This window comes from Herbaspirillum sp. SJZ099 (assembly GCF_007828355.1).
Lineage (GTDB): Bacteria > Pseudomonadota > Gammaproteobacteria > Burkholderiales > Burkholderiaceae_D > Herbaspirillum.
Genome location: NZ_VIUO01000004.1, coordinates 387757 through 400040, shown reverse-complemented (window position 1 = coordinate 400040; position 12284 = coordinate 387757). Strand labels below are relative to the sequence as shown.

The 12284-nt window shown below is 58.0% G+C and carries 10 protein-coding genes, 2 tRNA genes and 1 pseudogene; 9 read left to right on the top strand and 4 right to left on the bottom strand.

Features of this window, described 5'->3' with window-relative positions; translation table 11 throughout:
* Window positions 1-5: 5 nt before the first annotated feature.
* Both FB597_RS11980 and FB597_RS11975 read right to left on the bottom strand, forming a co-directional pair.
* Complete coding sequence (locus tag FB597_RS11980; RefSeq protein ID WP_141912518.1) at window positions 6-920, bottom strand: LysR family transcriptional regulator; 915 nt, start codon at window positions 918-920, stop codon at window positions 6-8.
* 67 nt (window positions 921-987) lie between these two features.
* Window positions 988-2208, bottom strand: coding sequence for a glycoside hydrolase family 5 protein (locus tag FB597_RS11975; RefSeq protein WP_222428643.1), 1221 nt, complete (start codon window positions 2206-2208; stop codon window positions 988-990).
* A gap of 226 nt (window positions 2209-2434) precedes the next feature.
* On the opposite strand from FB597_RS11975, the gene FB597_RS11970 reads away from it, so the two are divergent.
* From FB597_RS11970 to FB597_RS11955, 4 genes are all read left to right on the top strand, one after another.
* A complete protein-coding gene (locus FB597_RS11970) occupies window positions 2435-3373 on the top strand; it encodes a D-hexose-6-phosphate mutarotase (protein WP_144769642.1) in 939 nt (312 codons plus the stop codon).
* A 193-nt stretch (window positions 3374-3566) separates the two neighbouring features.
* Window positions 3567-4646: a tartrate dehydrogenase gene (locus FB597_RS11965; protein WP_144769641.1), complete on the top strand. Its 1080-nt coding sequence runs from the start codon at window positions 3567-3569 to the stop codon at window positions 4644-4646.
* A 104-nt stretch (window positions 4647-4750) separates the two neighbouring features.
* Complete coding sequence (locus FB597_RS11960) at window positions 4751-4909, top strand: hypothetical protein (protein ID WP_186442779.1); 159 nt, start codon at window positions 4751-4753, stop codon at window positions 4907-4909.
* A 79-nt stretch (window positions 4910-4988) separates the two neighbouring features.
* Complete coding sequence (locus tag FB597_RS11955) at window positions 4989-5372, top strand: surface-adhesin E family protein (protein WP_255517156.1); 384 nt, start codon at window positions 4989-4991, stop codon at window positions 5370-5372.
* 47 nt (window positions 5373-5419) lie between these two features.
* On the opposite strand, the gene FB597_RS11950 is transcribed toward FB597_RS11955, so the two are convergent.
* On the bottom strand, window positions 5420-7381 hold the full coding sequence (locus FB597_RS11950) for an APC family permease (protein WP_144769638.1): 1962 nt from the start codon (window positions 7379-7381) through the stop codon (window positions 5420-5422).
* 123 nt (window positions 7382-7504) lie between these two features.
* Here FB597_RS11950 and FB597_RS11945 point away from each other — a divergent pair.
* A tRNA-Leu gene (locus FB597_RS11945) sits at window positions 7505-7589 on the top strand.
* A gap of 171 nt (window positions 7590-7760) precedes the next feature.
* Window positions 7761-8983 (top strand): annotated as a pseudogene (locus FB597_RS11940) (tyrosine-type recombinase/integrase).
* Window positions 8984-9029: 46 nt separating this feature from the next.
* Here the strand turns inward: FB597_RS11940 and FB597_RS11935 are convergent.
* The gene (locus FB597_RS11935; protein ID WP_144769637.1) at window positions 9030-9419 is read right to left on the bottom strand and encodes a hypothetical protein; all 390 of its coding nucleotides are present in this window, start codon (window positions 9417-9419) and stop codon (window positions 9030-9032) included.
* Between the two features lie 216 nt (window positions 9420-9635).
* On the opposite strand from FB597_RS11935, the gene FB597_RS11930 reads away from it, so the two are divergent.
* The 3 genes from FB597_RS11930 (at window position 9636) to FB597_RS11925 (ending at window position 12261) form a co-directional block, all read left to right on the top strand.
* A complete protein-coding gene (locus FB597_RS11930) occupies window positions 9636-10490 on the top strand; it encodes a hypothetical protein (RefSeq protein ID WP_144769636.1) in 855 nt (284 codons plus the stop codon).
* Between the two features lie 90 nt (window positions 10491-10580).
* Window positions 10581-10680, top strand: a tRNA-OTHER gene (locus FB597_RS20270).
* Between the two features lie 69 nt (window positions 10681-10749).
* The gene (locus FB597_RS11925; RefSeq protein ID WP_144769635.1) at window positions 10750-12261 is read left to right on the top strand and encodes an SIR2 family protein; all 1512 of its coding nucleotides are present in this window, start codon (window positions 10750-10752) and stop codon (window positions 12259-12261) included.
* The last annotated feature ends 23 nt before the right edge of the window (window positions 12262-12284 follow it).

Below are 12284 nucleotides of genomic sequence, written 5' to 3'. Positions count from 1 at the left end.
CCGGCTTACACGGTGATGGCCGGCGCGTTCACATCCAGCTTTTTCTGCAGGAAGCGCACGCATTCGCGCACCTTGGCCGAATTCTTCAACTGCAGCGGATAGACCGCGCACAGGTCGGCTTCCTGGTAATACTGCGGCAAGATGCGCACCAGGCGGCCGCGCTTCAGGCTCTCGGCCACGTCCCAGATCGAACGCAGGATGATGCCGTGGCCGTCCACCGCCCACTGGTGGATGATTTCGCCGTGGTTGGAGGCCAGGCCGCCCGACACCTTGACCGTCTCCGCCCCCTTGGGGCCCATCATGCGCCAGATGCCGAAGGACTGGTTGCGCTCGCGGATCACCAGGCACTGGTGCTGGCGCAATGCGGCCAGGTCGGCCGGCAAGCCGTGGCGCTTGAGGTAAGCCGGGCTGGCGCACAGCACGCGCTGGCTGGGCATGATGCGCTTGGAAAACAGATGCGGCTCATGCCCCGGCCCGACGCGGATGTCGAGGTCGAAGCCTTCGTTGACCAGGTCGATCTGGCGATCCACCAGCTCCAGCTGGATCTTCAGTTCCGGATGCAGCGCCGCGAATTCGGACAGCAGCGGCGAGACGTACTTGCGGCCCAGGCCGAAGCTGGTGCTGATCTTCAGCAGTCCGCGCGGCACGCGCTTGGCGCTGCTGACCGTCTCCATCATCTGCTCGACATCGTCGAGGATCTTGCGCGCCCAGTCGTGGACGTTGCCGCCCTCCTCCGTCATCACTACGCTGCGCGTGGTGCGATGGAACAGGCGTACGCCCAGCGCCTGTTCCAGCAGCGCGATGCGCTTGCTGATGTAGGCCGGCGAAGCGCCGACCTCCTTGGCCGATTCGGCAAAGCTGCTGCGGCGGGCCACCACGCAAAACAGGCGCAGGTCTTCAAGCAAGGGAGAATTGTTCACGGTTCGTAGCGGATCGGGTCAACGATACGTGGATTATAGCCACCCATGACCAGCCCGACGCAACGGCTCACCCGCCGTCTTGCAGGCGGCGCCGTATCACCTCGAACTCGGGCGTGGCACGGCGCTTGACCGGATCGGGCAAGCCCTTTTCCTGGGCATCCCAATAACTCCAGTGGACTTTGCCCTTGCCCAGTTCATAGTCCATGGCATCCCAATTGTCTTCGCGGAACGCATAAAAGGCCCAATGCACGCCGGAACGCTGCAGCACGCTCAACACGTCATCGAGATAACGTTCGCAACTGTCGAGCGTGCGGATGCAGCCGAACTCGCCGGCCACCATGCGCGACATCGGAATGCCGTGCGCGCGCGCCCAGGCCAGCGGCTGCTCAAGATAAGCGGCGACGCGCCTGGCATCCCAGTATTGCGCCACGCCGCCGAAACGAGTATCGCCGGGATAACGCAACGGCGGCTGCCGGCGCAGGTTCGGCCCGCTGGTCGTCTCATAAGGTTCGTACATATGAAAGCTGTACAGCGTGCGCGTATCGGCCAGCGGTTCGGGCCAATAGGCAAAAGCGTCGGCCGCCGCGTACCAGCCGGCATCGACCATGATCGGCGTGTCCGGATCGACTTCGCGGATGGCGCGGATCAGTTCGGCATAAAAAGCCGGCAGGTCGCGCCCGCTCCCCTTCTGCTCGGCATACCATTGCCGCATGCGTTCGGGCGCCGCATGTTCCGGCAAGCCGCCCATCTTCTCCGGCGCCGGCTCATTGATCAGGTTATACGCGGCGATGCCCGGCTGCCCGCGCAATGCCTGCGCCAGGTCGCGCCAGAAGCGCACGGCATCGCGCCAGCGCTGCCGATCCTGCCAAAGGCGGTCATCGAACTTGTCGCCATTGTTTTGCGACCAGCGCGCATAGGGCAGCGACAGCGGCGCGATCACCGCCTTCAACCCGGCCTTGTCTATTCTTGCCAACGTTTCCCTGAGCGTGGCCAGGTCGCGCTCGGCCAGGCCTTGATAACGGTCGGCATCCCCCAGCAGGAAATCCCTGCCTTGCGCACGCCACTTGTCATAGGAAAGGCGCACCCAATCGGCGCCATGCGCGCGCAACGCATCGAAATAGGCCTGGTCGGGCGGCAACCGGTTGAAACTGTTGCCCCCGTGCCGGGGGCTGTCCCAGAACTGCATGGAGTCGGCGGCAAGCGCAGGCGCCGCCGTCGTCACACCCGTGGCGACCAGGAGCCCCAGGATGGCAATCAGTTTCTTCATCGGCTTGCATAGGTTCGTCATGTCGGCAATTCCCGTTGTGCGAATGCCGTTGGACAACCCCGCACCGACATTGGTGCATGGCCGGAGGCGTATGACTTGAGAAATCGATCTTTAACGATGCGCCGCATGGCATGCCAGAACATGCACAAATGACAAGCCTGCAGCCACAAGAAAATGCCCCGGCCATTCCTCGCCGGGGCGAAATGTGGCAGGCTTGCACTATCGCAATTTTTTCGGAGTTTCCAGCATGATCACCACAGATGACGGGACTGTTCCGCAGGAAGTCCCGCATATCCAGCGCATCGAAGTCAACCAGCTCCAATGCCTGCGCATCCAGACCGCCCGGGCCGAGCTGCTGGTGGCCGAGCAAGGCGCGCAAGTGCTGCGCTACCAGGCGCATGGCCAGGAGCCGGTGGTCTGGATGAGCGAAGAGGCCGCCTTCGAAGCCGGCAATTCGGTGCGCGGCGGCATCCCCGTTTGCTGGCCGTGGTTTGGCGACCTGATGCGCAACCCGCCGCAGGTGCAGGCGCTGCATTCCGGCGGGCGGCTGCCGGCGCACGGCCTGGTGCGCGGCATCGACTGGCTGCTGCAGGAAAGCGCCATCGAGGGCGACAGCGTGCGATTGACGCTGGCCATCCCGCCCACCACCGATTCGCCCAGCCTGCGCCACCTGCCGGCCGGCCTGGAACTGCGCCTGGACATCCTGCTGGACGACCGCCTGCACCTGAACCTGACCACCCGCAACAACAGCGAACAGCACATCGCCCTGACCCAGGCGCTGCACACCTACTTCGCCGTGAGCAGCATCCATGACGTAGCGGTGGAAGGCCTGGAGGGACGGCGCTACATCGAAACGCTGGAAGGCTGGGCCGAACGCGAACAGAAGCGCGAACTGGCGGTCAGCGGCGAAACCGACCGCATCTACCTCGACCTGCCGCCCCAATTGGCGATCCGCGATGAAGGCTGGAAGCGCCGCATCCGCATCGAAGCCAGCGGCTCGACCTCGGCCGTGGTGTGGAACCCGTGGGCCAGCAAGGCGCGCCGCCTGTCCCAGTTCGCCGACGACGCCTGGCAGCGCATGCTGTGCATCGAAACCGCCAACGTGATGGAAGACCTGGTCGAACTGGCGCCCGGCGAAGCGCACAGCATGGGGGTAACGATGTGGGCCGAGCAACTCGGCGGCTGAACCGAATTTATCTCCTGTCCCTGTACAAGCCCGGCCGTACGCCGGGCTTTTTCTTGGGTGGACTGGATCCAGCAATTATTCACGGATCGTGTTTCATGGAATCACCGATCCGTGCATGATCGCCGCCCGAATGCGTTTATGATTTCCTCCCTGAGAGCTTGCCCACGGGCGCCACATCATCGAGGAGAACAGTATGGCAAGGAAACATAAGATAGCGGTCATCGCCGGCGACGGCATCGGGCAGGAAGTCATCCCGGAAGGCCTGCGCGCGGTCGAGGCCGCCAGCAAGAAGTTCGGCATCGAGATCGAATACACCCATTTCGACTGGGCCCACTGCGGCTACTATGAAAAGCACGGCAAGATGATGCCGGACGACTGGTTCGAGCAGTTGAAGGGCTTCGAAGCCATCTTCTTCGGCGCGGTCGGCTGGCCGGCCACGGTGCCCGACCACGTCTCGCTGTGGGGTTCGCTGCTGAAATTCCGCCGCGAGTTCGACCTGTACGTCAACCTGCGCCCGGTGCGCCTGATGCCGGGCGTGCCCTGCCCGCTGGCCAACCGCAAGCCCGGCGACATCGACTTTTATGTGGTGCGCGAAAACACCGAGGGCGAATACTCCTCCATCGGAGGCCGCATGTATGAAGGCACCGACCGCGAGACCGTGATCCAGGAATCGGTGTTCACCCGCAAGGGCACCGACCGCATCCTCAAGTTTGCCTTCGACCTGGCGCAAAGCCGTCCGAAAAAGCACCTGACCTCGGCCACCAAATCCAACGGCATCGCCATCACCATGCCCTACTGGGACGAGCGCGTGGAAGCCATGGGCAAGCAATACCCCGATGTGAGGCGCGACAAATACCACATCGACATCCTGACCGCCCACTTCGTGCTCAATCCGGACCGCTTCGACGTGGTGGTGGCCTCCAACCTGTTCGGCGACATCCTCTCCGACCTCGGCCCGGCCTGCGCCGGCACCATCGGCATCGCGCCCTCGGCCAACATCAACCCGTCGCGCGAACTGCCTTCGCTGTTCGAACCGGTGCACGGTTCGGCGCCGGACATCTTCGGCAAGAACATCGCCAATCCGATCGCCACCATCTGGTCGGGCGCGATGATGCTGGACTTCCTCGGCAACGGCGAGGCCAAGTACCGGCAGGCGCACGACGCCATCCTGGCCGCGGTCGAACATGTGCTCAAGGATGGCCCGAAGACTCCCGACCTGGGCGGCCAGGGCGACACCACCTCAGTCGGCAAAGCCATCGCGGCAGCGATCTAAATTCGATAATGCAGCATCCCGGCGGCTTCCCGGCCGCCGACCGGGCGGCAGGCAATCGGCCTGCCGGCCCCTCCCCCATGACCGTCCGCGCACGACATGTTAGGATGAGCGCAATTCAAATCATCCCGATCACCGAACCGGACATGTCATTGCGGCTGCAGCACAATTGGAACCGGCTCCTGGCCGAAACGCTCTTCTGGAGCGCGACCCTGGCGCTGCTGCTGGAAGATGATGTGGCAATGCTGGCAATCATGTTCAGTTGATCGCGACGCACTCCGCCCTATGGACGTACCGTTTTTTTCATCCTCCGTCTTGCGCGCGCCGGCAAGCCTGGCTATCGCAATGGCACTGGCCTGCACGGCACTGCCGGCCCATGCCGAATGGTCGCCGCTGGGCGATAACAACATCGGCAGCTTCTTCGTCGACAAGAACAGCATCGTCGCCACCCGCAGCATCCGCCAGGCGCAAATCCTGTTGAACTGGAACCGTCCCCAGCTGCTGATGGGCCAAGGCAGCAAGACTTACTACACGTCGGAAATCTCGACCGCCTACTTCGACTGCAACAACCGCCAGCTCGGCTTCGGCAGCCGCAAGATGTATGCGCAACCGGACGGCCAGGGGACCTTGCTGCTGGCGCCGCAACTGTCCTATGCGGACGTCAGGCTGCAAGACCCGATTCCGGGCTCCACCGGCGAACGCGCCATCGACGCGGTCTGCGGCAAATAAGTCCTCCCAGATAAGCCCGTTTCTTCCCGGCCCAGATCCCGGGGTACTCACACCTTCATGGGCAGGATCACCATCTGCAAGCCATCGAAATGCAGCCGCCGCTGCACTGCCAGCGCCGCCTGGTTGTGCAGCAGGCGGATGAACCAGTTGTCCTGCTCGAAGATCAGCTTGCTGGTGAAAAAGATGGCGTTGGGATACTCCTTGCTGATCTCATAGCAAAGCCGGGTCACTTCCTGCACGGCATCTGTGCCGAAACCGAGGCGGGATGCCGAAGCCAGGCCGTGGCTACGGCAGAAATCGACGAAGAACTGCAGCGTCGCATCGGCCTCGGCGCGCATTTGCTCGACCGCGCCTTCCCCGCCATAGGCATGCGAATCCACCGTGCGGGCGTTGACGAAGATGAAGTTCTTGAAATGCTCCGGGAACATGCGCTGCACCCACAGCAGCGCATGCAAGCCGCCGCCGCGCGAGGTGCCGACGATGAATACCGCGGTCTGCCGGGACGGATCCGGCAGGATCTCCCCCTGGTGCGGGCCGAAGGGCTGGTTGGCGAAGATCTGGTCGACGGTGCGGATGGCCTGCTTGGTGGCGCGGTAATGGTTGCGGATATAGATGCATAGCGCCGACATGGCGGCGATGATCACCGCCGTGGCCCAACCGCCGTCGAACAATTTTTCCACCACCAGCACGCACAGGATGGCGGCGCAGATCACAAAGCCGGCCAGGGACAGCAGGAAGCGCCGCTTCCAGTGGTCGAGCTGCCGGCGGCGGCGCCACCAGTAGCGGCACAGGCCGAACAGCGAAATGGCAAAGGTCAGGAACACCGAGATCGAATACAGCACGATCAGGAGCGTCACGCTGCCCTGCGTCCAGAACAGGATCACCAGCGCCGCCACGCCCATCACCAGGATGCCGTTCTGCGTCACCAGCCGCGTGGAGAGATAGCGGAATTTGTGCGGCACCCAGGAATCGGCCGCCATATTGGACAGCACCGCCGGCCCGCCCAGGAAACCGGTATTGGCCGCCACGAACAGCAACCCGGCCTCAAACGCCAGCACCACCATCAGCATGAGGTCGTTGACCCATTTGGCCTCGATGCCGAGGCTGCCGATGATGATGCGGAAGGTCGAGGCATTGAGGGTCTGGCCGTCCACATGGCGGGCATCCCACAGCAGGTAGAGCAGGAAGATGCCGCCGGCGGTGAAGGCCAGCGACAAGGCCATGTAGATCATGGTCACCTTGCCGGTGCGCACGCGCGGCTCGGCCAGCATATTGACGTTGTTGGAGACCGCCTCCAGCCCGGTATAGGTGCCGCCGCCCTGCGAATAGGCCAGCAGCAACATGGCCGCCACGCCCGACCAGCCGATGTGCTGGGCCAGCTCGCCGGTATCGGCCAGCGTGTCGGGAACCAGCGAAGGGAAATGCCCGGCATGCGCGAAGATGCCGTACAGGATCAGCAGCAGGTGCGTCGCCACGAAACCGAGGAAGATCGGCAGCAGCACCCGGATCGCCTCCTTCAGGCCGCGCAGGTTGAGCACGATCAGGATACCGATGCAGACGGCCTCCACCCACAGCTTGTAAGGCTGGAAACCCAGCGGCAGCATGGATGCCAGCGCATCGACGCCGGAAGCGATCGAAATGGCGATGGTCAACACATAATCTAGGATCAGCGCCACCCCCGACACAAGGCCGAGATAAGGCCCCACCAGCTTGGTGGCGACGCGATAGCCGCCGCCCCCGGTCGGGAACAGTTCGATCACCTGGTTATAGGCCAGCGCGATAATGAACACGGTCAGCGCGGTAGCGAGCGCCAGATAGAGGCCGAGATGGGTATGCTCGCCCAATGCCCGGAAACTCTCCTCGGGCCCGTAGGCGGAAGACGACAACCCGTCCGCCCCCAGCCCGACCCACGCCAGGAAAGCCACCAGCGCCAGCGAATGGCGGGTTTCGCTCTTGAGAGGGTCGAGCGCTTTCCCGATCACTATTTCACGAATCTTCAACGGCTTCATTACTTGAGGCTGGCGATGCGAAACCGCACCGCCTTGTATTTCTCCAACCCGCCATGATACCCGCTTCCGGTTTTGGGGACTTGCCGGCCAATTCAAAATCCGTCATAATCTCGCGCTTGCGTTGCCGGGATGGCGGAATAGGTAGACGCACGGGACTCAAAATCCCGCGCCGCAAGGCGTGCCGGTTCGATTCCGGCTCCCGGCACCAACTAATTATTCAACGAAGTCCAAAGATGTTTCAAAGCCCGCGTGTCTCCTGACACAGCGGGCTTTTTGTTGTCCGCGTTCGTCCAAGGACGTAGCATTACATCCACGATGAATACCGTCATTTTTGACGGTATCTCCCTACCCTCCAATTCCAGATACCGTCAAACACGCTATGTCCCTGACTGATACCTTTGTGAAGCAAGTAAAGCCCATCAAACCAAATGGCGACAAATACGCCGATGGCGGCGGCATGTATCTTCTCGTGAAGGCTACGGGGAAATACTGGCGCATGGACTATCGATACTTAAATAAACGCAAGACCTTGGCTTTGGGTGTCTATCCTGAAGTTCCTCTTGCCAAAGCCAGAAAGCGCCGAGATGAAGCCCGTGAACTACTGGCGGACGGCATCGATCCCGCTCAAAGCAAGCGAGACATGAAGCAGGCGCAAATCATCGCAGCAGGCAATAAGGCAATACCTTTGAGATTGTCGCTCGCCAATGGCTTTCCAAGACGGCGGCAAATCGCGCGGCCACTACCCAAGAGAAAATCACGAACTGGCTGGAAAGCAACGTATTTCCGGTCATCGGCAAACAAGCCATTTCGACCATTGGGCCACGTGACGTGCTCGCCGCCGTCCGCCGAATGGAGGCCCGAGGCGCTATCGACTCCGCTCACCGGGTGAAGCAGATATGCGGCCAGGTTTTCAGATTCGCAGTGGCGGAAGGCGCAGCCGAACGCGACGTAACCACAGACCTGCGCGGCGCATTGGCCGCTGTCCCCAAGGGCCACTTTGCAGCCATCACGGAACCCAAGCAAGTAGCAGAACTGTTGCGGGCAATCTATGGATATACCGGACATCCGTATACCGTGGGGGCGCTCAAGCTCTCCCCAATGGTTTTCGTCCGACCGGGTGAGCTACGCGCCGCTGAGTGGGTAGAGTTCGACCTTGATGCTGCCGAATGGCGCATTCCTGCATCCAAGATGAAAATGGGGACGGAGCATCTAGTCCCATTGTCTACTCAAGCGGTTGAAGTGTTACGTGCCCTCCATGTCATCAGCGGGCATGGGCACTATGTTTTCCCAAGCATCCGAACTGGTGAGCGCTGCATGAGCGAAAATACTGTCAATGCCGCTTTGCGCAGCATGGGATATAGCAAAGAGGTGATGACGGCTCATGGCTTCCGAGCGATGGCCCGCACCATTCTTGATGAGGTTCTCGGCGAGCGCCCTGATCTCATTGAGCACCAATTGGCCCACGCAGTACGGGATCCAAACGGGCGCGCCTATAACCGCACATCTCATTTACCAGAGCGAAAGCGCATGATGCAGGCATGGGCGGATTATCTGGATCGGCTGCGAGAAGGTGCCGATGTAATCCAATTAAAAAAGGCTTAAGCAGAATATCTCTGACTCTCAAAGGGCGAACAGAAGGAAATCGCCCTCAATGAACACCAACAATAAGACTAAGACAACCAAGACCAAACGCTACGATACTCAGAATACAAAATATCGTGGCGAGCAGGAAGTAAGGAACATGCGCGTTGGATTTCGCTTGTCCAATGCTCTCATTAAAAATTGCATTCTGCGTGAAGTAGGAACCAAAAAAAGCTACGCAATTGAGTATCAATCCTAGTGCAAAACACGCAATCGCGACTTTCAAAGCGCACATGCTTACGGATTGCTTGAGGGCATTTAACCCCGACATTAGTCCAGCCGCTGCACCACCGTTCAAAAGCGCCAAGTATTTGAATCCCTCGACCGAGATGCTAATCATCGACTTGTACGTCTCTAGCCGATGGTCAAGCCAGAACTTTTTCTCTTGTTCGGTCATCGTCCCCCCCTATTTTTTGCAAGGATCCTAGCACGAAAAGCGCCGGGGTTCGTTGTACAACTAGTGGGCCTAGCTCACGAAGATAGGCTGTCGTGCTCGGACAAGAATATTTCGTTGAGTTACCATCGGGTAGTAATTCTCAGTATGTGCGACGGGATGCATTCCCTGCCGGTAATGACATCCTCCTGATAAAAACTAGCTGAATTAAAAAGCCAAATGTCCTGGAGAATTTTTCCGGCTGAAAAGCCCCGTCAATTCAGTGACGATGTCAAAGCGTATGCAAAAGAACTTGCACTAGCTGAAGCCTTGAAACAGGCTACAGATCTACAGGAGGTAGCTCCCAGTTTTATTGAAGCTCTAGGACCTAAATGGGGGCGTTATTGCATAGGAATACAACGCCGACTTTTAGGCAGACACGGTACGGCCGAATATCTCGATGACATGCTGAGTCTAGCGTGGCGTGCAAATCGCTTTGTTCATCACTACGAAGCGGCACTTCTCGCGAAGACATTGGAGCTATGCAACATAGAAACCACTGCATCGGAACGAGAGTTAGCTACGCCTCAGGGATGCGAAAAACACTATGACTGCGGAATATTAGTTGCTCAACACTATTCGATACTGATCGACAGTCACGAGATTCTAAACGGAACAAAGCTCTCACGATTTCCTGGCACAGGTGAGGTACTAGAGGCATTAGCTCTCGATTGCGTCATGCATGCCGCATTGGAGCTGCCACGCAGCGTAGAAAGGGCTTTGGAGTTACTAGCAGACTCAGTAGCTGCGAACGATCTGGCACTCCAAGGGACACTTCATCAAGATAATTTCTTTAAACAAAAAACCGAACGGACAGAAAACGGTCGGGCAGGCGCTCAAAAAAGGCATGCAAAAACGGCAGAACTGAAAGCCTGGACTTTAGAAAAATATAAAGAAGGATCTTGGAAATCTGCAAACCAGGCTGCGTCAGAATTAGTATCTGACGTATTGGTACAAAGCCAGAAGATCGGTGCCCATTTAACAAAATCAAATGCACAACGCACTATAGCCGAGTGGATAAGAAAATCTTCCTAGCTGCTAGACCGACACGTCAGGTAGCCAGAAAGCTACGGTTAGCCACTTGGCAGCCTAGATTCGCTATCACATCTTTGCGAAGATACTTGGCATGGCGTAGCTCAACGGAAAGAGCACTCTGTTATCGACGATCAGTAATTGATTCATGATTCGGGCAGAGAGGTTGTGAGTTCAAATCTCACCGCCATAACCGATTAAATGTTTTAAACAAGCTATGTGAAAATAGTATAAAGCTACTGACCCCAGATAGGACGGCACTTTGACAAACAATCTAGTGGAAAGCGATTCTCGTGTAATCGTCGAAGAAATGGCTGCTCTCCTAGCTGTGCATAAGCTCGTGCCTTTTTTCGGAGCAGGCATCTCGCGCCAGCATCTCGGACTCGCAGCCGCCGAGCTCGCCCGTGAAATGGCGAAAGAAATCAACGCCGCCCCAGAAACACTTCTAGCAGATCTAGCGGATATTTACAGCGAAAAACAAGGTGAAGCTGCATTTGTCGAATTCTTGTCACGCAAACTCGTTGTGACGAATTTGGATGAACGTAAGACTCCGTCTCATCGGTTACTCGTAAGCCTGATGCAAAACGTTCTCTACACCACAAATCAGGACAATCTTTTCGAACTTGTCGCGGGTAAGTATGGCCGCCACTATCGCCCCATCATTACAGTAGACGATCTAAGCGAATCCACTCCAGGCGAACCTCTTCTCATCAAGTTCCATGGCGATATATCCGTTCCCGAATCATTGGTCTTTGGCAGAAAATCCTATCAAAGACGTATAGACGAACAAGATCATCCGCTAGACATCCGGCTCAAATCAGATCTTCTTGGAAAGCGCCTTATGTTCTTGGGCTACAGCCTGAATGATGAAAACGTAGCCAAAATTTTCGCAACGGTAGCAAGGATTTATAAAGGCACCCTACCACCATCGTATCTGGTTGCTTTCGATGATGACCCAAGACTTATGGAAGCGGCACAAAAATATCAAGTCAAGGTCGTTGTTCCATCGCTGCTTTTCCCAGATGCCGAAAATAACGCCGCTGCATTTGAGCGATTTATGCAGCTACTATGCGATGAGACACGCCGCCGGCAAATCCAAAACGGATCGAAAGATATTTTTTCGCTAGGAACATTCAATCCTCACATTGTCACCGACTACGAAGTTCGCTCAATCGAGAGCATCATTCATAACGAGCCATTTAGCGTGGCAATCGATGCGTTTAGGAGCACGTTTGACTTGGCCCGTGCGCCAGAATATCTCGAGCAGGAGATTACCGAGCTTTTTGTAAAACTAGTGAGCCTTGCAGATCCCCAAATGCCTGATCAAATGGCATCAATCACCGCGGCATTATTCAACTTCCGCATTTCGTCCATAGCCGCCGTTAGTGCCACCGCCGCTGTCATGGCAGCCTGCAATAGGCGGCCTCTGGTACGAGGATTCGATAACCTTATGCTGATTTCTCCTGAGCTACCGAAAGGGTTTATGCCAGTAGCTGCTGCAGCGGCGGTTGCGCTACTAAACAAGCGAGACGAAACTATTACAGACAGTTTTAGGCGATCGGCGGACTTATGGTTCCGCCAATATGAACAGGTACCTGAGGAATTTAAGATACAAGTCCTCGCTGCAATTCAAGCTACATGGCATGGAGTTCATGCCAGCCGCTCGCCAATACATCGCTCATTCCCAACTCTCAGCGCAAACGTGGATTTCCACGATATTTTGGGCGATATACAAGCGAAACTCCCAAGACGGTTATTACCTCCAACTGACTAGTCAGTTGTATTAACGCGAACAAG